This window comes from Bradyrhizobium sp. CIAT3101, assembly GCF_029714945.1.
In the GTDB taxonomy this organism is placed as follows: domain Bacteria; phylum Pseudomonadota; class Alphaproteobacteria; order Rhizobiales; family Xanthobacteraceae; genus Bradyrhizobium.
In genome coordinates, this window is record NZ_CP121634.1 from 6,719,913 (window position 1) to 6,741,908 (window position 21,996).

General features: G+C 64.6%; 19 protein-coding genes. 12 read left to right on the plus strand and 7 right to left on the minus strand.

Annotated features, from left to right (window positions below; all coding sequences use genetic code 11):
• Positions 1–81: 81 nt before the first annotated feature.
• Positions 82–1,407: a sorbosone dehydrogenase family protein gene (locus tag QA645_RS31570; protein WP_283045190.1), complete on the minus strand. Its 1,326-nt coding sequence runs from the start codon at positions 1,405–1,407 to the stop codon at positions 82–84.
• A gap of 182 nt (positions 1,408–1,589) precedes the next feature.
• Between QA645_RS31570 and QA645_RS31575 the strand changes: the two genes are divergently transcribed.
• The 4 genes from QA645_RS31575 to QA645_RS31590 all read left to right on the plus strand — a co-directional run bounded on the left by QA645_RS31575 (position 1,590) and on the right by QA645_RS31590 (position 5,316).
• Entirely contained in the window at positions 1,590–2,783 is a 1,194-nt protein-coding gene (locus tag QA645_RS31575; RefSeq protein WP_283045191.1) for a urate hydroxylase PuuD, read from the plus strand.
• Positions 2,784–2,935: 152 nt separating this feature from the next.
• Positions 2,936–3,793 (plus strand): VOC family protein, encoded by an 858-nt coding sequence (locus QA645_RS31580; RefSeq protein WP_283045192.1) that lies wholly within the window; start codon positions 2,936–2,938, stop codon positions 3,791–3,793.
• A gap of 79 nt (positions 3,794–3,872) precedes the next feature.
• Positions 3,873–4,148, plus strand: a complete 276-nt coding sequence (locus QA645_RS31585; RefSeq protein ID WP_254129817.1) for a hypothetical protein — start codon at positions 3,873–3,875, stop codon at positions 4,146–4,148.
• 211 nt (positions 4,149–4,359) lie between these two features.
• The gene (locus QA645_RS31590; protein ID WP_283045193.1) at positions 4,360–5,316 is read left to right on the plus strand and encodes a lytic transglycosylase domain-containing protein; all 957 of its coding nucleotides are present in this window, start codon (positions 4,360–4,362) and stop codon (positions 5,314–5,316) included.
• Between the two features lies 1 nt (position 5,317).
• Here QA645_RS31590 and QA645_RS31595 read toward each other — a convergent pair whose 3' ends face one another.
• Genes QA645_RS31595 through QA645_RS31605 form a run of 3 tightly spaced genes read right to left on the minus strand, consistent with a single transcriptional unit; the run spans position 5,318 to position 8,260 of the window.
• Positions 5,318–5,701, minus strand: coding sequence for a cupin domain-containing protein (locus QA645_RS31595; protein ID WP_254129815.1), 384 nt, complete (start codon positions 5,699–5,701; stop codon positions 5,318–5,320).
• Positions 5,702–5,712: 11 nt separating this feature from the next.
• On the minus strand, positions 5,713–6,417 hold the full coding sequence (locus tag QA645_RS31600; RefSeq protein WP_283045194.1) for an SDR family oxidoreductase: 705 nt from the start codon (positions 6,415–6,417) through the stop codon (positions 5,713–5,715).
• A 43-nt stretch (positions 6,418–6,460) separates the two neighbouring features.
• Positions 6,461–8,260 carry a thiamine pyrophosphate-binding protein gene (locus QA645_RS31605; protein WP_283045195.1) on the minus strand — a complete coding sequence of 600 codons (1,800 nt, stop codon included), beginning with the start codon at positions 8,258–8,260 and terminating at the stop codon, positions 6,461–6,463.
• Between the two features lie 229 nt (positions 8,261–8,489).
• On the opposite strand from QA645_RS31605, the gene QA645_RS31610 reads away from it, so the two are divergent.
• The 4 genes from QA645_RS31610 to QA645_RS31625 all read left to right on the plus strand — a co-directional run bounded on the left by QA645_RS31610 (position 8,490) and on the right by QA645_RS31625 (position 14,229).
• The gene (locus tag QA645_RS31610; protein ID WP_254129812.1) at positions 8,490–9,401 is read left to right on the plus strand and encodes an IclR family transcriptional regulator; all 912 of its coding nucleotides are present in this window, start codon (positions 8,490–8,492) and stop codon (positions 9,399–9,401) included.
• A 142-nt stretch (positions 9,402–9,543) separates the two neighbouring features.
• Positions 9,544–10,788 (plus strand): ABC transporter substrate-binding protein, encoded by a 1,245-nt coding sequence (locus tag QA645_RS31615; protein WP_254129811.1) that lies wholly within the window; start codon positions 9,544–9,546, stop codon positions 10,786–10,788.
• 28 nt (positions 10,789–10,816) lie between these two features.
• On the plus strand, positions 10,817–11,692 hold the full coding sequence (locus QA645_RS31620; RefSeq protein WP_283045196.1) for a branched-chain amino acid ABC transporter permease: 876 nt from the start codon (positions 10,817–10,819) through the stop codon (positions 11,690–11,692).
• Positions 11,689–14,229 carry a branched-chain amino acid ABC transporter ATP-binding protein/permease gene (locus tag QA645_RS31625; protein ID WP_283045197.1) on the plus strand — a complete coding sequence of 847 codons (2,541 nt, stop codon included), beginning with the start codon at positions 11,689–11,691 and terminating at the stop codon, positions 14,227–14,229. The genes QA645_RS31620 and QA645_RS31625 overlap by 4 nt, the downstream gene beginning before the upstream one ends.
• Positions 14,230–14,232: 3 nt before the next feature.
• Here QA645_RS31625 and QA645_RS31630 read toward each other — a convergent pair whose 3' ends face one another.
• Positions 14,233–15,216, minus strand: a complete 984-nt coding sequence (locus QA645_RS31630; protein ID WP_283045198.1) for a tripartite tricarboxylate transporter substrate binding protein — start codon at positions 15,214–15,216, stop codon at positions 14,233–14,235.
• 417 nt (positions 15,217–15,633) lie between these two features.
• Between QA645_RS31630 and QA645_RS31635 the strand changes: the two genes are divergently transcribed.
• The 4 genes from QA645_RS31635 (at position 15,634) to QA645_RS31650 (ending at position 17,328) form a co-directional block, all read left to right on the plus strand.
• A complete protein-coding gene (locus tag QA645_RS31635; RefSeq protein ID WP_283045199.1) occupies positions 15,634–16,230 on the plus strand; it encodes a hypothetical protein in 597 nt (198 codons plus the stop codon).
• Positions 16,227–16,589 (plus strand): HGGxSTG domain-containing protein, encoded by a 363-nt coding sequence (locus tag QA645_RS31640; protein WP_283045200.1) that lies wholly within the window; start codon positions 16,227–16,229, stop codon positions 16,587–16,589. The genes QA645_RS31635 and QA645_RS31640 overlap by 4 nt, the downstream gene beginning before the upstream one ends.
• A gap of 9 nt (positions 16,590–16,598) precedes the next feature.
• The gene (locus QA645_RS31645; protein ID WP_283045201.1) at positions 16,599–16,955 is read left to right on the plus strand and encodes a response regulator; all 357 of its coding nucleotides are present in this window, start codon (positions 16,599–16,601) and stop codon (positions 16,953–16,955) included.
• Positions 16,956–17,043: 88 nt separating this feature from the next.
• On the plus strand, positions 17,044–17,328 hold the full coding sequence (locus tag QA645_RS31650; protein ID WP_283045202.1) for a hypothetical protein: 285 nt from the start codon (positions 17,044–17,046) through the stop codon (positions 17,326–17,328).
• A 66-nt stretch (positions 17,329–17,394) separates the two neighbouring features.
• Here the strand turns inward: QA645_RS31650 and QA645_RS31655 are convergent, their stop codons facing one another.
• Both QA645_RS31655 and QA645_RS31660 read right to left on the minus strand, forming a co-directional pair.
• The gene (locus QA645_RS31655) at positions 17,395–20,577 is read right to left on the minus strand and encodes an efflux RND transporter permease subunit (RefSeq protein WP_283045203.1); all 3,183 of its coding nucleotides are present in this window, start codon (positions 20,575–20,577) and stop codon (positions 17,395–17,397) included.
• 1 nt (position 20,578) lies between these two features.
• Positions 20,579–21,796: an efflux RND transporter periplasmic adaptor subunit gene (locus QA645_RS31660; protein WP_283045204.1), complete on the minus strand. Its 1,218-nt coding sequence runs from the start codon at positions 21,794–21,796 to the stop codon at positions 20,579–20,581.
• Between the last annotated feature and the right edge of the window lie 200 nt (positions 21,797–21,996).

Sequence of the window (21,996 nt, forward strand, 5' to 3'; positions counted from 1 at the left end):
CCCTTCTCCCCTTGTGGGAGAAGGTGGCGCGAAGCCACCCTCTCCCGCAAGGGGCGAGGGTGCACCTTCATCGCCGGGAGACTAATGCGTCACGCGCCAGATCGTGCCGCCCGTATCCTCCGACACCAGCAGCGCACCGTCCTTCGCCACCGCGATCCCCACCGGCCGGCCCCACACCTGCGTATCGTTCACGACAAAACCGGTGGCAAAGTCCTCGTACTCGCCGGTCGGCTTGCCGTCCTTCATCCTGATGCGGATCACCTTGTAGCCGGTGCGCTTCGAGCGGTTCCAGGAGCCGTGCTCGGCGGCGAAGGCGTCACCCTGATATTCGGATGGAAACTGCGTGCCCTGATAGAAGGTCATGCCGAGCGAGGCCGAATGCGGCTGCACCAGCACATCGGGCACCGTCACCTTGTCCTTGAGGTCCGGCCGCGCGCCGGCATGGCGCGGGTCTTCGTTGCTGCCGATGTAGAACCACGGCCAGCCGTAGAAGGCGCCCTCCTTCACGCTGGTGACGTAGTCGGGCACGAGATCGTCGCCGAGGCCGTCGCGCTCGTTGGTCGAACACCAGGGCAGGCCGGTCTGCGGCTGGATCGCGAGGCCGACGCAGTTGCGTATGCCGGTGGCGTAAAGCTTGCGGTCCTTGCCTTCGGGATCGAACGAGAGCACCGCGGCACGCTCGACCTCATAGCCCCAGGAGGCGCCGACCGCCTGCGCCTTGGACCAGGCCTCGAGCCCGCCGGGCGGGTTCCCCATACCCTCGGCGACATTGCTGGCGGAGCCGACCGACACCAGCATGCGCTTGCCATCGGGCGTGAACACGATGTCGCGGGTTGAGTGGCCTGACCCTTGCGCCAGGTTTGCCACCACAACATCCGGCTTGCCCGACGCCTTCATGTCTCCGGCGTGATAGGGAAAGCGGACGACGTTGCCGATATTGGCGACATAGACCCATTGCGGATTGTCACCGTTCGGGAAGAAGGCGATCCCGAACGGGCGAGTGAGTCCGCTGGCAAAGACCTCGTTCGAGACGACCTTGCCGCCCTCCCCAAGACGCAGCACGCGGATGCGCCCGGGCCCGGTCTCGGCAACGAAAATGTCGCCATTCGGTGCGACGCGCAGCACGCGCGCGTCGGACAGGCCGTCGGTCAACAGCTCGATCTTGAATCCCGCAGGCACGAATGGTGTGGCGCTGCCACGCGACGTCACCCGCGTGGCATTGGAGACCGACGGCGAGGCCCCGGGCTTCGGCAAATCCTCCGGGCGGATCAGCCTGACCACGCCGGGCTTGTCGGCCTGCCAGCTGCCATAGGCATCCTTGCCCTGCAGCACGGGTTCGGCTTGCGCGCCGGCGCAGGCCACCAACAGCCATGCGGGCGCCATCATCTGCGAAACACGAGATATCACGTCGCCTTCCTCCCGGACTTTTTCTGCCAAATCCCACGTCAGCTCATGCCCGCACGATGTGCATTTGGTATGACCCATCGTACTGGAAAACGGCGCGGATCGGTGCGACAGATTGTAAGGGCGCGACCGCCGGTTGCGGTCATCAAAGCTGCGGCATCGACGTCGCGATTGATGGGGTGATCATGTGGGGATCGATCTTATCGGAATGGGCGAGCCTGCTGCTGCGCTGGCTGCACGTGGTGGCCGCGATCGCCTGGATCGGCAGTTCGTTCTATTTCATCGCCCTCGACCTCAGCCTCAAGCCCAAGAGTGATCTGCCTGATGGCGTGCAGGGCGAGGCCTGGCAGGTCCATGGCGGCGGCTTCTACCGGATCATGAAATATCTGGTGGCCCCGAGCCAGATGCCGGACGAGCTCACCTGGTTCAAATGGGAGGCCTACACCACCTGGCTGTCCGGCTTCGCACTGATGGTGGTGGTGTACTATCTCGACGCCGATCTATTCCTCGTCGACAAGTCGATCCTCGATTTGACGCCGATCCAGGCCGGGCTGTTCAGCTTCGGTAGCCTCGCGCTGGCGTGGCTGCTCTATGAGGCCGCTTGTCGCACCGGGCTCGCGCAGCGCGAGCTGCCCTTTGCCATCGGCGGCTATCTGTTCCTGGTCGCGCTGACCTACGCCTTCACCCATGTCCTGAGTGGTCGCGGCGCCTTCAACCAGATCGGCGCGCTCATCGGCACCATCATGGTCGCCAACGTCTTTGCGGTGATTATCCCGAACCAGAAGAAGATCGTCGCGAGCCTGATCGCGGGCCAGGCGCCCGACCCGAAACTCGGCAAGACCAGCAAGGAGCGCTCGGTCCACAACAATTATCTGACGCTGCCGGTCGTCGTCTTGATGATCAGCAACCATTACCCCCTGCTCTACGCCACCCGCTTCAACTGGATCATCGTTGCGATCGTGCTGGCGCTGGGGCCGGTGATCCGCCATTTCTTCAACGAGGGCCATGCCGGGCGTAAATCGCCGTGGTGGGTGTGGGGCGTCGCAGCAGCGGGCGCGATCGCGATCCTCTTCCTGTCCGCGGCCGGCCCGCGCGAGGTGAAGACGGGCGCGCTGTCGGCACCGCCGACACTCGCCAATGTCGAGGAGATCGTGATGTCCCGCTGCAGCATGTGCCATGCCGCCGAGCCGGTCTGGGCCGGCATCGTCACCGCGCCAAAGGGCATTTTGCTCGACGCGCCCGAGCACATCCACCGCAACATCCGCCTGATCGGGCGCGTGGCGGCATGGTCCAATGCGATGCCGCCGGGCAACATCACGGAAATGACCAGCGAGGAGCGCGCCATCCTCGCCGCCTATATCAGCGAGCAGGATCGCTGACACCCTCGACCTTTGCGTCGATCGCGCTTTTCGCGGAACGAAATTCCGTATCCCCCGCCGATTTGAAAATGACTTGATCGCCCATCCGGCGTAGACAGGACCAGCGGCCGCGAGCCGTCCAAAGTCAGTTTACAATTGCCGGGGAAATCACAGTGGCCCTCAAGAACGTCATCGGTATCGACCACGCCGTGGTCATGGTGAAGGACCTCGACAAGGCCGCCGAAAACTACAGGCAGCTCGGCTTCACCCTTTCACCGCGCGGCACCCACAGCGCACATATGGGTACCGGCAACTACACCATCATGTTCGATCCGGACTATATGGAGCTGCTCGGCGTGCTGGTGGCAACCGAACACAACGCCCCGGCACGGGCCTTCGTCGAGCGGCAGGGTGAAGGCATCGAACGCATCGCGTTCACAGCGGTCGATAGCGCCGCCGGCGCCGAAGAGATCCGCGCGCGTGGCCTGACGCCGATCGGCCCAACCGATTTCGAGCGGCCGGTCACGCTGCCGAACGGCACGGTCTCGGCCGCCAAATTCCGTACCTTCATGTGGCCGACCGCGGAAGCGCCAGGCGGCGTGCGCATCTTCGCCTGCCAGCACAAGACCCGCGAGACGGTGTGGATCCCCGAACTGATGAGGCACGCCAATGCAGCGAAGCGGATCAGCGAGGTGCTGATCGCGACGCCCGAGCCGGCGAAGGAAGCAGCCCATCTGGCGCGGCTGATCGACCGCGAGGCGAAGGCAGAGGCCGACGGCGCGGTGACGGTGACGTCGGGCGGCGACCGCGCCGATTTCGTCTATCTGACGCTCGACCAGCTCGGCAAACGCTATCCCGGCGTGCCACTCGCAGGCCTCTCCGAGCGCGGCGGCGCGGCGCTGGTGCTCGTCAGCGGCGATCTCGCGGCCACGGAGAAGGCGCTGGGTTCGGCGGCTGTTCGCAGCGGAGCCGCGATCGTCGTGCCCCCAGCCAAAGCCAACGGCACCCTGCTCGCCTTCATTGCCGGCTGATTTGAACTAATTCTTTAACGCGCGTTTACCGGGCGGCTCTAGGATTCCCCGATAGTCCAAGCCGCCCGGGGCCACGCGCATGTTCAAAGAGGGATCGCCGATCGCATACGACGCGCCGGCCGAACTGAAGAAGTGGCCATCGCTGAAGGGCGAGCGGCAGAAGGACCGTGGTCCGCCCTATCTCGTCTACAACGGCACGCTGGCGGATTGCGTTCGTGTCCTCATGGACAAGCCGATCAAGGGCATCTCGCTCTACGACATCATGACGAAGCCGCAGCCGGCCTTCGAGCAGACCGTGCTGTCGCCCGGCGATGCCGCCGAGATCGCAATGCGCAAGGATTTCCCCAAGGCATAAGCGCTGCGGGCCTGCCTCAATACCGTTAGCCGTCCAGAGTTTCCTGCGGTTCCATCAGAACCGCGGGAGCGATGTCGCGTTCCTGCGATGGGAACACCGTACTAACACCTGCCGTCTCGCGGAATCGCAGCTTCGCCGCAATTACGGTTAAGAAGTCCTTGTCACCGGCGCGCGCTGGTCGTTCCCCCACAGTTCGAGGACTTTTACCGAGATGCGATTTCTCGTCGCGGCTTGCGCTGCGTTCCTGATTCTGATGTGCGACGTCAGCACACCGCCGACCTGGCAAGCTTCCAGCTTCGACAACGCAACACCCAAGGCCGATCGCGCACCCTCACTGGTTCCCCTTGTCGAGCTGTTTGTTGCAAGCGTGCAGGCCATCGAGCTCGCCAATGCACGCGCATCGTACGAGGAGACGATCGAGCCGCCGCGCGCCGTCGAAACCGCCTTGCAGGCTCCGGCGTCACCGACTGAACAGTTTTGCCGCGCGCTCAAGCAAGCGGCCGAGGAGAGCGGCATTCCCGTGCCGTTCTTCGCCCGCCTGCTCTGGCAAGAGAGCCGCTTCCGTTCCAATGAGGTCAGCCAGGCCGGCGCGCAAGGAGTCGCACAATTCATGCCGGAGACCGCCGCCGAGGTCGGGCTCGATGACCCCTTCGATGCCATGAAGGCGCTGCCGGCATCGGCAAAATTCCTGCGCAAGCTCCGCGACGATTTCGGCAATCTCGGCCTTGCCGCGGCCGCCTACAATGCGGGCCCCGGTCGCATCCAGAAATGGCTCGCTCGCGAGAGCGAGCTGCCGCGCGAGACCCGCGACTATGTTCGCATCATCACCGGCACCAAGGCCGAAGACTGGATCGAGCGGTCGGAAGCGCTCGCGATTCGGATCGACCTCCCGCGCGAGGCGCCTTGCGAAGGCATCGGAAGCCTGTCCAAGACCAAGGACATCGCCTGGGTACCCGCCAACCTCGCGCCTACGACCGCCACCATCATTCGCAAGGCCGAGCAATTGGCGGCGCGGCTATCCGCGAACCGCGCCCGCAAGCGCCTCGTTGTCCTGCTCCGCAAGAGCGGTGCGGCCCACGGCAAGGGGCGCGGAATGATCGCGGCCGGCGCGAAGGGTGCGAAGGCTCGCGCCATCCGCGTTGCGGCGCGCGAGCGCTCCTCGAGCTAGCTTAGACCGGCTTCTCGTCGTCGGTGACCGGTGAGGTCACCACCAGGAAAACGAGATCGGTCAGACCGGAGTTCGAGATCGCGTGCTCGACGCCGGGCGGCAGGAAGATCACGTCGTGCTTGCGGACGACATGGTTCTTGCCGGCGATCTCCATCAATCCTTCGCCGTCGAGCACGTGATAGACCTGCTCCTGCACCTTGTGGTGATGCCGTGCCACATAGGCCATCGGCTGGTACATCGAGATGCGGTAGTCGATGCGGCGCGAGCCCGCCGTTTCCGGCATCACCAGCGGCTTGGACAGCGCGCCGCCAAAGTGGTTGGGGAATTCGCGCCAGGGCACTTCCGCGATGTTGCGGATGAAGGCGCCATTGCTTTCCTCGGTCATGCCAGTGCTCCCTAATTCACCAGCGCACCACCGTCGACATAGACGATCGAGCCGGTGGCAAAGCCGTTGTTCATGAAGCTCGCGATCTGCTGGGCGATGTCCTCGGCCATGCCGACGCGGCCGACCGGAAGTGCTGCCGCCGTTTTGGCCAGCATTTCCTTCCGAGCAGCCTCAGGCATCGAAGCTCGGATCGGCGTGTCGATCACGCCGGGCGAGACCGCATTGACACGCACCGGCGCAAGCTCGAGTGCCAGTGCCCGGGCCAGCGACTCCAGCGCGCCGTTGGCCGCGCTGACGATCGCAGAGTTCGGCCGCGGCCGGACACTGAGGAAACCGGTGACCAGCGTCAATGAGCCACCGGGCCTGATGGCGGCCTCACGTGCCACCCGCCAGGCGCCCCAGAATTTTCCCTCCATCGTGGCCCGCACATCCTCCATCGCAACCGTCTTGAACGGCCCGGTGCGAAGCTGCGCAGCCGTCAGCACGACGTGATCAACAGCGCCGATGCGCTTGAACAGTTCGGCCACGCTCTGATCGCTGGTGACGTCAGTCGGGATCGCCGTCACCTTCAGCCGCTCGGCGACCGGATCGAGCTTCGCAGCGCTGCGCGAGGCGATGACGACGTCGGCCCCCTGTGATTTTGCAAGCTCCGCCGTGGCGAGGCCAATGCCTGAGGAGCCGCCGATCACGACGATTTTTTTGCCTGCGAGCGTCATTCCCATCTCCCGATATTTTGTTGATTGCTTCTGCGAACCGCGATCAGCCCGGCTGGAAGCGCGTGCCGATGCCGGCCTTGCTCTGGCCGAGGCCCGGCAACTCCCAGACACCGGCGCCCGAGGGATTGACGTCCGCGGCGATATCGACGTCGATCAGGTAGGGCCTGTTGGCGGCGATGCCCTTGCGGATCGCCTCTCCGAGATCGCCGGCGCGATCGACGCGCACGCCTTCGACGCCGCAGGCGCGCGCCATCGCCGCGAAGTCAGGGTTGTAACGCTCGCCGGTCTCCGGATGCTTGAAGTCAGTCGCAAGCTCGCGGCCGCCGAGATAGCCGCGCTGCAGTCCGCGGATCGAGGCATAGGCGTAATTGTTCCAGACCACCCAGACCACCGGCAGATTATACTCGACCGCCGTCCCCAACACGTTGGCATGCATGAAGAAGGCGCCGTCACCGCAGACCGACACGCAGGGGCGATCGGGCGCGGCGAATTTTGCGCCCATCACGCCGGCCACGCCAAAGCCCATCGGGCCGAACCCCATCGAGCCGATCAGCGAATCCGGCCGCTTCGGCTTGCAGAAGCCGAGCAGCCAATTGTGGTGCACGCCGATGTCGGACACGAGGATGGCATCCTCCGGCAACGCCTTGTCGATCTCGGCCGCCGCGCGCTGCGGATTGATCGGCGTGGTGTCGTCGGAGAAGCCGGGCGCGACGAACTTGTCCCACTCCTTGCGATAACCATCGATCTGCGCCAGCCACTTCTTGCGCGCATCCGACTTCTTGAAAAGGTTGTCGCGGCGATCAAGCTCGGCATGCACCTGCCGCAGGAAGGTACGGACGTCAGCCATCAAGCCGAGCGCGACAGGATAGTTGCGGCCGATCTCCTCGGGGTCGATGTCGACATGGATCAACCGCGTCGGCGGGATCGTGAAGGAATAGCCGGGGATCCACGAGCTCGAGGTGCGGTCATCGAAGCGGACGCCGAGCGCAAGCAGGACGTCGGCCTGCCGCGCGGCGTGATTGGCCTGATAGTGCCCGGCACGTGCGACGAGGCCGAGCGCCAGCGGATGATTGACGTCGAGCGCACCGAGACCGCTTGCGGACGCCGCAACCGGAATCTGTAGCCGCTCGGCGAGCTTGCGCAACTCCTCCGCCGCGCCGCCATAGCGCACGCCCTGTCCAACCAGCATCACCGGCCGCTCAGCCGCAAGCAGCATGTCGACGGCCTTCTCGACACCTTCCGGATCGGCGCCGCAGCGGCTGGAGATGTTGGCGCTCCACTCGGCAGCCTTCGGCGCCTCTTCGGCCGCCGATTCCATGAAGACGTCGAAGGGCACGTCGACCACGACCGGCCCGGGCCGCCCCGTGACCATCGTCTTCCAAGCCTGTCGTACCGCAAGCGGCACCATCTCACCGCGCGTCGGCTGGAACACCTTCTTGCACATGGTGCGCACGGTGGAGGGAAAGTCGGCCTGATAGTGCCGGTACATTTCCTGGAACGCACCGCGGTTGAACTGGCTGGTCGGTACATTGCCGGTGATCGCCATGAACGGCACGGAATCGAGGTAGGCGTTCGCCAGGGAGATCGGCAGATTAGCCGAGCCCGGCCCGCAGGAGGTGAAGGTCGCGGTCGGCCGACCGGAGACGCGGTAGTAAACGTCGGCCATGAAGCCGGCGACGCTCTCGTGATGCACGGAGATCGTCTTGATGTCGGAGGATCGCTCGTACAGCGCGTCGATGAACTGGATGTTGCCGTGGCCGCAGAGCCCGAACACCTGCGGCACTTTCTCCTGGATCAGATAATCGACAATGACCTGGGCGCCATTGAGCATGTTTTTCGACATCAACCGGTCTCCCTCTCGGCCCGTCGACTTCTTGTGTACCGATGCGGAGAACGCGGCCGGTCATCATGGGGCCGCCGGAAGCCTATTTCTCATAATGCTGTACGTCAATTTATATTGTGATAGGCTTTCTCGCTGAGGAAACGCGAAGCTCCGCGCCGACGGCTGCGCTGGTTGCGTGCTACTGTCGCAGATGCGGAGCCATATCGATTCACCTGAGGGAGCCCAGTCCTTGAGATCGCGTACCAAGCCGACCACCGGCGAGAAGCCTGCAAGCCCGCGCAAGGCCGCGATTGCCAAACTGGTCCCTGCACCCAAGGCGGATGGCGACGACGAGGCCGAGGACAAGCAGCGCGGCGGCGGCGTTCAATCGCTCGGTCGCGCCTTCTCGATCCTCGAAGAGGTGGCGCGCCATCGCGAGGGTATCGGGCTTGCAGAGCTCAGCAAGCTGGTCGGCCTGCACAACTCGACGACGTTTCATCTGGCCAAGACGCTGGTCTCGCTCGGCTACCTCCGCCAGGAGAAGGACAGCAAACGCTACCGCATCGGCCGTCCCTTGTTTGCACTCGCCGCATCAGCGCTCGACGAGATCGAGATGGTCAACGTCGCAACGCCCGTGCTGGAGGAACTGTCACGCCAGACGGGCGAAAGTGGGCATTTTGCTGTGCGAATGGGCGACGCGGTGGTTGTGATCGCCCGCACCAGCGGCCCGGGCGCGTTCCAGCTCACCGATCGCGTCGGCGTGGTGCGGCCCGCCCATTGCACCGCGCTCGGCAAGATCATTCTGGCCTCGCTCCGCCCCGAGCAGCTCAAGCGCTTCATCGATCGCGTCGAACTGAAACCGTCGACGCCGAAATCCATCAGCGATGCCGGCGCGCTGATGCGCGAGATCGCCGAAGTGCAGCGCACCGGCGTTGCCTTCGACGATGGCGAGTTCAATCCGGAAGTGCGCTGCGTCGCCGTCCCCGTCACCGATTTCACCGGTCAGGTGATCGGCGCGCTCGGCATTTCCGGGCCGATCTGGCGCCTGTCCAACCAGGCCCTGCATGCCGGCGCGCAAATCGTGCAGGCCGCCGCCGATCGCCTGTCGGTCGAATTCGGCGCCAAGGACCGGGCACACAAGGCGCTCACGCAGAAAGCCTGAGCCGCAACCCGAGCGGCGATTTTGCCGGTTGACACCGGCAATGGCGTTCGGGATTATCCTCCAGCATTAGAAAAAGCTCTCTCACAATACCGGATATCCGGTTTTGAAGGGAGGCACGCGATGCACCCGGGAGGAGACAGAGATGATCCGCTACCCACGACGGACGTTGTTACGGGCGGGCGCAGCCTTCGCTGGCGCGGCCGCGCTCGGGTTTCCCGCGATCGTCAGGGCTCAGGCCGAAAAGATCCGGATCGGGCACCTGACGCCGCTCACCGGCTTTCTCGGCGTGATCGGCAGCTACGCGCAGCTGGGTGCGAAGCTCGCGGCGGAGGAGATCAACGCCTCAGGCGGCATTCTGGGCAAGCAGGTCGACCTGCTCTCGGAAGACTCGATCAACCCGGCGACCGCCGCCACCAAGGCGCAGCGCATGCTGGAACAGGACGGCGCGGTGGTGCTGCTCGGCGAAATCTCGTCGGCGTCCTCGCTCACCATCATGCAGGTGGCCGAGCGCAACAAAAAGGTGTTCTTCTCGACCGGCGCCCGCTCGGACGCACTGCGCGGCAAGAGCTGCAACAAATACTCGTTCCACTGCGACATTCCGAACACCGTGATGGTCAACGCGGTCGGCACCGCGCTGTCGCAGCAGGGCATGGTGAAGGGCAAGAAATTCTTCACGCTGACGGCCGACTACATTTTTGGCCATGACCTGCTGAAGGCCGCGAAAGTTTTCTTCGGCGCACATGATGCCAACCTGATCGGCGACGAGCTGATCGCAACCGATGTCACCGATTTCAGCCCGTATCTGCTGAAGGTACGGCAGGCAAAACCCGACGTGGTCTGCTGCAACCTCGCCGGCAACCAGGTGACCAACCTCGTCAAGCAATATGCCGAGTTCGGCTTCCCCTACCCGCTGGTCGGCTTCAACCTCAACACCGGTGATGCCTGGGCCGCGGGCGCGGGCAATCTCAGCGGCACCTGGCCGACGGTCTGGTATCACACGCTGCAAAATCCGACGTCGCAGGCCTTCGTCACCGCCTTCACCAAGAAATACGGCAAGCCGCCGGAGAACCATGCCTGGATCGACTACGTCACGCTGAAGCTCCTGGCGGAAGCGATCAACACCACCAAGTCGACCGACAGCGGCGAGCTCATCGCCTATTTCGAGAAGCAGGCGCAGTTCGACATCGGCAAGGCGCGCAAGGCTTACTTCCGCTCCTGGGATCACCAGCTGGTGCAGGAAGCCTATCCGTTCACGGTCAAGCCGAAGGACCAGATGAAGGACCAGTGGGACATGCTGGTGCTGGGCGATGCGGTGCCGGCAGCGAACGACCCGCTGGAGACGATCTATCCGACCAAAGAGCAGAACCCCTGCGAGATGAAGGCCTGACGCCCGCACCCGGCAAGGCGCACGCAACATGCAGTTCGAGTTCTTGCTGGAACAGGTGGTGAATGGCCTCGTGCTCGGAGGCTATTACCTGCTCATCGCGCTCGGGCTGTCGCTGATCTTCTCCGTCGGCGGCATCGTCAATCTCGCCCATGGCGCGTTCTATGCGCTCGGCGCTTACATCTGCGTCGAGCTGACCCGCCGCATCGGCTTCGGCCCGTCGGTGGTGATCTCCCCGCTCGCGGTTGCGCTCCTCGGTATCCTGTTCGAGCGATTCATCCTGCGCCGCTTCTACACGGCCGATCCGATCCTCAGCCTGCTCGTGACCTTTGGACTGGCGATGGTCGCAGAGCAGGCGATCCGCATCATCTGGGGCGCCGCGCCCGTATCGACCGAGATCCCGCAGAGCTTTCGCGGCTCGGTCATCGTCGGCGACTTCCTGTTCTCGCGCTACCGCCTGCTGATCCTCGCCGTCGTCGCGGCGATCCTGTTCGGCGTCTGGTGGCTCCTGCAAAAAACCTCGTTCGGACGCGTGGTTCGCGCCGGCATCCAGCGGCCGGACATGGTCGCGGCGCTCGGCATTCGCCTGCAGCCCTACATGACCGCGATCGTGATGCTCGGCGTCGGCCTCGCCGCGCTCGGCGGCGCGTTCTTTGCGCCGATCACGACCGTGCATCCCGCCATGGGCGCCGAGATCATGACCATCGCTTTCGTGGTGGTCGTGATCGGCGGGCTCGGCAGCTTCTGGGGCGTGGTCATCGCGGCCCTCCTCGTCGGCGTCGTGCGCGGCATCGCCATTCATTTCGAGCCTGCGGCCGGCGAGGCCTCGATCTACATCCTGATGTTCCTGGTGCTGCTGGTACGCCCGCGCGGCCTGCTCGGCGAACGCATCGAGAAGTTCGAATGAGGGATACCTCGACCATCGATCGGCTGAGGCCGCTGCTGATCGCGACAGTCGCGGTGATCGCGCTGCCGTTGCTCCTGCGCGCCCTCGGCCTCTCGCTCAACACCGGCACCTGGATGGTCGGGCTGGCGATCGCCGCGATGGGGCTCAACCTCTGCATCGGCACGACCGGTCTCGTCTCGTTCGGCCACAGCACCTGGTTTGGCATCGGCGCCTATGCCGCCGGGCTGATCCAGCTGCGCTTGTTTCCCGGCGAGATCTGGTTGTCACTGCTGGGATCGATGGTCGTTGTCGCGATCGCTTCGACATTGATCGGCATGCTGATCCTGCGCCGGCGCGGCGTCTACTTTTCGCTGCTGACGCTGGCGCTGGCGGCCCTGGTCTACACCACCGCGTTCCGCTGGACGAGCCTCACCGGCGGCGAGGACGGGCTCGGCGGACTGAAGCGCGGGGGCATCGGCCCCGTGGGCTTCGACAATGCGCTCAACTATTACATCGTGGTCGCGGCGATCGGACTTGCCGTGCTCTATGTGCTGATGCGCCTGCTGCGTTCGCCATTCGGGCATGTGCTGGTCGCGATCCGCGAGAACCAGCTGCGCGCGAGCTTTCAGGGCTATCCGGTCGAACGCTACAAGCTCGCGGTGTTCGTGATCTCGGCCGTCGTCACCGGCGTTGCCGGCGCGCTGATCGCATTCCTGAACTATCTCGTCTCCGCCGAAGCCGTCTCCGTACCGTTCGCCGGCGAGCTGCTGGCCATGGTCGTGATCGGCGGCATGCGCAGCCTGCTCGGCCCCGCGCTCGGCGCGGTGTTCTTCATCCTGTTCCGCGAGCTGTTCTCGATCTGGACGTCGGACTGGCTGTTCTGGTTCGGCCTCACTTTCGTGGCCTTCGTGATGTATTCGCCCGGCGGCCTCGTCGGCATCGGCTCGCTCATCATGCGCCGCCTTCGTCCGCCCGCGGAAGAGACGGCGGCGATGAGCCGGCGCAAGATCTATGAGGGCCTGCCGCTGCCGGACTTCCTGCGGCCGGAAGCGTTGAAGGGCACGGTGCTGGAAGTCAGCCACGTGTCCCGAAAATTCGGCGGCATCCGCGCGGTCGAGAACGCCAGCATCACGGTCGCCGCCGGCGAGATCCATGCGCTGATCGGGCCGAACGGCGCCGGCAAAACCACGCTGTTCAATCTGGTCTCCGGGCTCTACGCGCCGGACCAAGGCACGATCCGCCTGCAGGGCCGCGACATCGCGGGCGTGCCGGCGAATGCGATCTGCCATCAGGGGCTGGCGCGCTCGTTCCAGATCACGAACCTGTTTCGCGGACTGTCGATCTACGAAAATCTGCGCCTGTCGCTGCAGGCGCGGCGGCCGATGCGCTTCAACATCTGGAACGACATCGACTTCTACAAGGAGATCCACGCCGAGACGGCCGCACTGACGAAATTCCTCGGCCTCGAAGGCATCGAGGAGATCGAGGGCGGCGAGCTCTCCTATGGCGGGCAGCGGCTGGTCGATCTCGGCATTGCGCTCGGATCAAAACCGCAGGTGCTGCTGCTCGACGAGCCGCTCGCCGGCCTTGCCGCGGCCGAACGCGAGCGCGTGTCGAACCTCGTCAAGAACATCGCGGCCAACATCCCCGTTCTGATCGTCGAGCACGACATCGACCGCGTGCTCGGCTTCTCGCAAACCGTCACGGTGATGAATCAGGGCGAGGTGCTGATGTCCGACTGCCCCGCCGCCGTGCGGGCCGATTTGCGGGTGCAGGAGATCTATACCGGCAAGGGCATTCCCGCCGTCGAGCATCGACGCAACGAGGAGGCATTCGGCGCGCACGAGACCGTGCTGCGGCTCGATCGCGTCAACACGTTCTACGGCAAGAGCCACATCCTCAACGACGCCGCGCTCGACGTGCGCGAGGGCGAGATCGTCGCGCTGCTCGGCCGCAACGGCGCCGGCAAGTCGACGCTGCTGAAAACCATCGCGGGTCTCGTGCCGGCGGCGTCCGGCAGCATCGCCTATCGCGGCGATGATATCGCAAGCCTGCCCGCGCCCGACATCGCCCGCCGCGGCATCGGCTATGTCCCGCAGGGCCGCGGCCTGTTCGCCGGCATGACCGTGCGCGAAAACCTCGCGCTCGGGCGTCTCGCCCGCAAGACCGACGGCAGCGACGGCGTGGTCTGGGACGAGGAGCAGATCCTGCGATACTTCCCACGGCTGAAGGAGCGCATGAACATCGCGGCCGACTATCTCTCCGGCGGCGAGCAGCAGATGGTCGCGGTGGCGCGCGCGATGTCCGGCAATGTCCGCCTGCTGCTGCTGGACGAGCCGTTCGAGGGCCTCGCGCCGGCGGTGACGCTGGAGCTGTTCAAGGTGTTCGATGCGCTCCGCCGCCACATGTCGATCGTGATCGTCGAGCACAATCTCGATCTCGTGCTGGCGCTGGCCGATCGCGTCTTCGCACTCGAGCGCGGCGCCGTGTTCCACCAGGGACCGGCGGCGCCGCTGCTGAACGATCTCGGCTATCGCAAGCAGATCCTGTGGCTGTAGCTCCTACTCCGCCTTGATGTTCGCGGCCGCGACCACCTCGGCGAGCTCCTTGGTCTCCTTCGCGATCTTGGCGGCGTAATCGGCGGGGCTGAGCACGCTCACCACGCCTTGCGAGCCGAGCCGCTCCTCGACGGTCGGATCCTTGGCGGCTGCGACGATCTCCCGGTGCAGCGTCTCGAGGATCGGCGCCGGCGTCGCCTTCGGCATGAAGAAGCCGACCCAGAACGACAGGTCGAAGCCGGGATAGCCGGCCTCCGCAACCGTCGGCACGTCCGGCAGCGACGGCAGCCGCTCGGCCGAGGACACCGCCAGCGCGCGCAGCTTGCCGGCCTTCACCAGCGGCACAGCGGAGAGCGGATCGAACACCGCGAGCACCTCCTGCGCGAGAATGCCGACCTCGGACGCGGCCCCGCCGCGATAGGGCACGTGGATCATCTTGATGCCGGCGCGCTGGCCGAGCAGCTCCATGGCGAGATGAGCGAGGTTGCCGTTGCCGCCCGAGCCGTAGGCGAGCGCGCCGGGCGCCGCCTTCGCAGCCGCAACGAGATCGGCGACGGTCTTGATGTCGGCGGTCCTGGGATTCTCCGGATTGACCACGAGTACCAGCGGCGCGGAGACGACGGTGGTCAGCGGCGCGAAGTCGCTGACCGGATCGTAGCGGATATCCTTGAACAGCGTCTTGTTCAGCGTGATCGTGGACGAGTTGCAGGCGAGCACGGTGTAGCCGTCGGGCTCCGCATGCGCGACGCCTTCGGCTGCGATCATGCCGTTGGCACCGGCGCGGTTCTCGACCACGAAGGGCTGCCCGAGCTTGGCGCCGAGCCGGTCGCCGATGATGCGCGCGACCACGTCGACCGGACCGCCGGCGCTGAAGCCGACCATGACCTTCACCGGCCGCACCGGATATTTTTGCGCGATGGCCTCTGTCGACAGCGCCGACGCGCAAAGTCCGGCAATGAGCGCCAGCAGGCGGGCCGTTCGTTGCATTGGTTCTCTCCCCGGACCACGGCGCCTCTGCTTGTTGTCGGTGCGGCGCGTTCGCCGGTCATGAATAGCGGCCACATCGGATTTCGCAATCGGGTTTCCGTCAGGCATTCCGTCGCACGGCAGGCGGGCGCCGCTAATCCAGACAAAACTGCGAAAACAACCCCATGCACAGTAGCCGGCTTCAGAGAGCTGACTTCGCATATCCCGAATATTCCGTTTGACACGTCGGGCAAAACAGGCGCACGGTGGCATCATCGCGATATCAGCCCGTGTCCAGGCCCGCCCGCTCACAGGCGCGCGCGACTTGGCCCGCGCGAACACGCTTCATCGACATCTGAAAAACTTCAACCGCCGCCCAGCGCGCGATCGGCTTCGCTTGCCGCGAGCCCGCGTGCCTGCGCCGGCAAAGGACAGCGCATGACGACATTGCCGACACTGACCGAGACGCCCATCGCGGCGAACGAACTCACCCCGATCATCGCAAGCCCGAAGGTCAAGCTCCGGCGCAGGCGCATCGTGATCGACCATCCCGATCCGCACACCGGCGAAAGGCTGCTGGCCGAGGCGATCGGCGCCGTCGACCGCGACGCGCTGCATGGCCTGTTGAGCCAGTTGGTGAAAGCCAGCGTGGTTGCGCGGAAGCCGGACCAGGGCAATCTCTCCTTCATGGTCTCGATGCTCAAGAGCATCGCGCCGAAGGATTCGCTCGAAGCCATGCTGTCGGCGCAGATGGTCGGCATTCACGTCGCCTCGATGCGCTGCGCCTGCCGCCTCGCCTGCACCGACGACGTGCCGCAGCAGGAGAGCCTCACCCGCGCACTGACCCGGCTGGCCCGCACCTACGCGGCCCAGATGGAGGCCTTGAGCCGCCATCGCAGCAACGGCACGTGCGCGATCACGGTGCAGAACCTGTCGGTGCAGGACGGCGGCAAGGCCGTCGTCGGCCATTTCACGCAGCACGCGAACCTGATCACGGCCCAGCCGGGCCTCGTGGACGCGACCGTCCCCGCATGAGCCACCCCCGCAACACCGGCCCGATGCGGGCGAGCCAGCGTTGCGGCGCGCAAACACGAAACAGTGAAACCTGCCGCGCGCCGGCACTGCGCGGCAAGGCGCGCTGCCGCATGCACGGCGGCGCATGGGGATCCGGCGCGCCGCTTGGAAACGGCAACGCCGTCAAGCACGGCTTTTTCACAAGCGAAGCGATCGACGAGCGGAAGTTCGTCCGCACCATGCTCAGCGAAGCGGAGAGCCTGCTGCGCACATTGCCCGCGGCGTCAGAAACAATCGGCAACTCCCGCGAGGGTGGAACCCAACACACCCTACCGGGAACAGATTCACCCCCTTCGCACTTAACAAATGATAGGAAGTGAGGTGCAATCATGGGCCAATCAAAGCCGCTTCGCCCGACCGCCATCGTCGTCGAGGATGACGACATTCAACGCGAGATGCTCGCGCTTCTGCTCGAAGAGCGGAACTTCGAAGTCCTGCAGTGCGAAGATGCCGAGACCGCGGCCCTGGCGCTCAAGGCAAAGCACCCGACCCTGATGGTCACCGACATCAATCTGGTCGGGAAGATGGACGGCGTCGATCTGGCTCACTTCGCCCAGCAGCACAATGCCGATATGCGGATCATCGTGATCTCGGGCCGTCCGCTGCCCCGCCCTCTGCCGCCCGGCGCAAAATTCTTCACCAAGCCGGTTTATCCGACGGCACTGCTGGCGGAAGCGGCACGATAGCCGAGGTTTACTGGCATCCGGCGAAGGCGTTATCCTCAAACCTGTCAGGCGGCAGGCGATCGGCGCCGCCGCGCGACGGGAGGGGTGCATGAACGAACGCGATTTCGAACAGCAGCTCAAGGATGATGGCTTTCAGGAGATCGAGTATCAGAAGCTCGATCCTCGCCCCGGCAAGGGACGGCACCGGCATCATTTCGAAATCCGCGGACTGGTCATCTCCGGCACCTTCGTCGTGAGGCAAACGGACGAGCCCGTCGTCTACCGCACAGGGCAAATTTTTTCCGTCGCCGAGGGCGAACTGCACGACGAATGGATCGAGGCCGACGGCGCGCATGTGCTGGTCGGCCGCAAACATTCCAAGGCGGCGGCCTGATACGCCCGATGCGCGGTACGAACTGATCGCCTCACGTCCCGCAACATCGCTCCCGCTGCCGAACAATCACTCTGCCGCAAGGACCCTGGATTTCTTCCGTTCCATCTCGTCGACGATGTCCAGATCGCCGTCGTCGGCGACGTCCGCGTCCTGACGATCCCGTTCCGCGTGCGGTTTCGGGCTGAGCCATTGGGACACACGGTCGAGATAGAGATAAACCACCGGCGTGGTGAAGAGCGTCAGCACCTGGCTGACCAGGAGGCCGCCGACCATGGCATAGCCGAGCGGCTGGCGCAGCTCCGAGCCGGTCCCGTGGCCGAGCATCAGCGGCACGCCGCCCAGCACGGCGGCCATCGTGGTCATCAGGATGGGACGGAAGCGCAGCAGGCAGGCGCGGCGGATCGCCTCTAGCGGCGACATTCCCTGATCGCGTTCCGCCACGATCGCAAAATCGACCAGCATGATGCCGTTTTTCTTGACGATGCCGATCAGCAGCACCAGCCCGATCAACCCGATCAGGCTGAAGTCGAAATGGAACAGCAGCAATGTCGCGAGCGCGCCGACGCCGGCGGACGGCAAGGTCGACAGGATCGTCAGCGGGTGAATGTAGCTCTCGTAGAGCACGCCGAGAATGAGATAGACCACGATCAGCGCCGCCACGATCAGCAAGGGCACGGAGGAGAGCGACTCCTGGAATGCCTTCGCCGTGCCCTGGAACGTGGAGGTGATGGTGGCCGGCACGTCCATCTGCCGTTCCATCGCATCGATCGCCTGCGTCGCCTGGCCGAGCGCGACGTTGGGCGCGAGATTGAACGAGATCGTCACCGCCGGAAACTGGCCCTGATGATTGATCGCCAGCGGCCGCACCGGCGCCGTGGTCCACTTGGTGAAGGCCGACAACGGCACCTCGCCCCCCGTCGTCGGGGAATGCAGATAGATCTGCTCCAGCGTCGACGGATTCTTCTGCAGCGAAGGCAACACCTCGAGCACGACATAATAGGTGGACAACTGGGTCGAGTAGGTCGCGATCTCCCGCTGCCCGAAGGCGTCGTACAGCGTCGCGTCGATGACGTCGGGGGTGATCCCGAAGCGCGCCGCCTGGTTGCGGTCGATCGACAGCGTCAGCGTGGTCCCTGACATCTGCTGGTCGGACGCGACGTCGCGCAGCTCGGGCATCTCCTTCATCTTGCCGAGCAGCTTTGGCGCCCATGTGTTGAGCTGGTCCATGTCGGTCGACTGCAAGGTGAACTGATATTGCGTTCGCGCGGCGCGGCCGCCGACGCGGACATCCTGCGCCGACTGGAGGTAGAGGCGCGCGCCCTGAACCTTCGATGTCTGCACCTGCAAGCGGCGGATGACCTGGTCCGCCGAGGCCGTGCGCTCATCGCGCGGCTTCAAGGTGATGTACATATTGCCGTCGTTGAGCGTACTGCCGCTGCCGCCCATCCGCATCGCCATGTGGTCGATCGCCGGATCCTTCAGCACGATCTCGCCCATCTCCTGCATGTGCTTCGCCATGTCCGCGATCGACACATCCTGCGAGGTTTCGACGATGCCGGTGATCAGGCCGGTGTCCTGCTGCGGGAAGAAGCCTTTCGGGATGATCACGAACAGATAGACCGTGAGCGCCATCGTCGCGAAGAACACCATCAGGGTCGCGAAGCGGAAGCGCAGCACGAGATCGAGGCCGCGCTCGTAGCCGTCGACAAGCGCCTGGAACATCCGTTCGCTCAGCATATAGAGCCGGCCGTGATGCTCCTCGCCGTGCGACTTGAGGAAGCGCGATGCCATCATCGGCGTCAACGTCAGCGACACGAAGGCCGACACGACGATCGTCATCGCCAGCGTCACCGAGAATTCCCGGAACAGGCGGCCGATGATGCCGCTCATCAGCAACAGCGGAATCAGCACCGCGATCAGCGAAACCGAGATCGAGATGATCGTGAAGCCGATTTCGCCCGCGCCCTTCACCGCGGCGGCCATCGGCGTCTCGCCTTCCTCGATGTAGCGGGTGATGTTCTCCAGCATCACGATGGCATCGTCGACCACGAATCCGACCGCGATGGTGAGGGCCATCAGCGACAGATTGTCGAGGCTGTAGCCGGCCATCCACATCAGCGCGCAGGCGCCGAGCAGCGCGAGCGGCACCGTGATCGACGGAATGATGGTGGCCCAGACGCTGCGCAGGAAGACGAAGATCACCATCACCACGAGGCCGATCGTCAGCAACAGCGTGAACTGCACGTCCTTCACGGCGGCACGGATGGTTTGCGTGCGGTCCGACAGCACCGAGATCTTGATCGCCGGCGAAATGCCCGCCTGCAGATGCGGCAGCTGCTTCATGACGTTGTCGACGGTGTCGATGACGTTGGCGCCGGGCTGCTTGAAGATGACCAGGAAGACGCCGGGCTTGCCGTCGGCCCAGCCATACTGGGTATTGTCCAGCGGCGCACTGACGGCATGGCCGATGTCTCCGACCTTGACGGGGCTGCCGTTGCGATAGGCAATGACGATGTCGTTCCACGCGTCCGCGTTGGTGAACTGGTCATTGGCATAGACGGTGTAGGTGCGGGTGTCGCCGTTGAGGGTGCCCTTGGGATTGTTGACGGTGATCACCGAGAGCGGGGTCCGCACGTCCTCCAGCGACAAGCCTTTCGCCACCAGCTTGGCGGGATCGATCTGAACGCGGATCGAGGGCGCCTGCTGGCCGCCGACACTGACCTGGCCGACGCCGCCGATATGGCTGATCGCCTGCGCGAGCTTGGTGTAGGCCTCGTCCGACACCTGCGTCATCGGCAGCGTCGTCGACGTGGCCCCGAGCAGGAGAATGGGAGAGTCCGCCGGATTGACCTTTCGGTAGGTCGGCGTGCTCGGCATGTTTTTGGGCAATTGCCCGCTCGCGGCATTGATGGCGGCGAGCACGTCGGACCCGGCACCGTCGATGTTCCTGCCCAGATCGAACTGGAGAACGATCTGGGTCGAGCTGGTCTGGCTCGACGACGTCATCTCCGACACGCCGGGAATCAGGGCGAACTGCGATTCCAGCGGCTGCGCCACCGAGGACGCCATCGTCTCGGGATCCGCGCCGGGAAGGCTGGCCGAGACCTGGATGGTGGGGAAATCGACCTCGGGCAGCGGCGCCACCGGCAATTGCGGATAGGCGATGATCCCGACGAAGAGAATGCCGACCATCAGCAGCGACGTCGCGATGGGGAGGCGAATGAAGGGAGCCGAGATACCGCCAGCCATGTCAGTCAGCCGATCCGGTTTTGGCCTGTTTGGCCATGGTGCCTGAGTCCGGCGCCGGCGCTGCTGACGCAACCAGCGGCTTCTCGTCGACCAGCGCGCCATCGAACAGGCGCGACTGCCCGGCCACCACGATCCTGTCTCCGACATTGAGACCTTCGGAGACCACGGCGCTTGCATCGCCGCTCTGGCTGACCTTGATCGGCCTGGCGCTGACCTTGCCATTGTCACCGATGACATAAGCGAACAGGCCGGCCGGCCCGTGTTGCACACCATCCTGCGGCACGACGATGACCTGCTTGAGCGTGTCGACCAGCATGCGCGTGGTGACGGACAATCCCGGCCACAGCGCGTTGTCCTTGTTGTCGAAGCGGGCCTTCAGGCCGATGGTGCCCGTGGCCTGGTTCACCGAATTGTCCATGATCGCGAGCCTGCCCTGCGACAGCGTCCTGGTTCCGTCCGAGCTCAGCGCCTCGACCGGCACGTCGCCGGTCTGGAAGGCCTTGTCGATGGCGAGCAGTTGATCTTCCGGTTCGGTGAACTGCACGGCAATCGGCTGCAGCTGCGCGATGGTGACGATCCCGTTCGTATCCGCGGCATGCACGATGTTGCCGGGGTCGACAAACCGGAAACCCATGCGTCCGCTGATCGGCGCCTTGATCGAGGTGTAGCCGAGATTGGTCTGCGCATTGTCGATGGCGGCCAGGTCGCCCTTCAGCTGCGCGGTCACCTGATCGACCAGTGCCTGCTGGGTATCGAGATTCTGCTGGGTTTCGAATTGCTGCTTCGCGAGTGTCTGAAAGCGCTGCAGGTTGAGCTGATCGTTGCGCAAATTGGCCTCGTCCTGCGCCTTCTTCGCCACCGCCTGTTCCAGAGCCGCGGTAAACGGGCGCTGATCGATCTCCAGAAGCGGATCGCCCTCCTTCACCATCTGTCCCTGCTTGAAGAACACCTTCGTGATCTGACCATCGACGCGGCTCTTGATCGTCACCGTCTTGAACGGCGAGACGACTCCAAGACCGTAGGTGTGCACGGGAAAGTCGGCCTTCTTCACCTCGAACGAGGTGACGGGAATTTTGACGGCGGCCTGATTGGAAGCGCCTTGAGCGGCCGCTGCGACAGGCTTCACACTCCCGACGAGCTCATACCATGCGCCGTAGCCGACTGCGGCTGTTGCAAGCATTCCAAACAGCGTGAGGCTGAGCTTCGGTCGCCTTGTCATATCCGTGGCCATCTATTGTTGTCTGTGCCTGTCTTCAGGTGAAGCGACTGCTTGCACGTGAAACGCACTCGTTCGTGCCGAAGTATCGCGGACAGGTTCGCGCCCGCAAAATAACGATCGCGTGCGACTTTCTGTACAATTCGTCATGTTCGCGCGTCGCGACAAAGCAATCGCCCGAATGCAGCGAGGAATTGCAAATG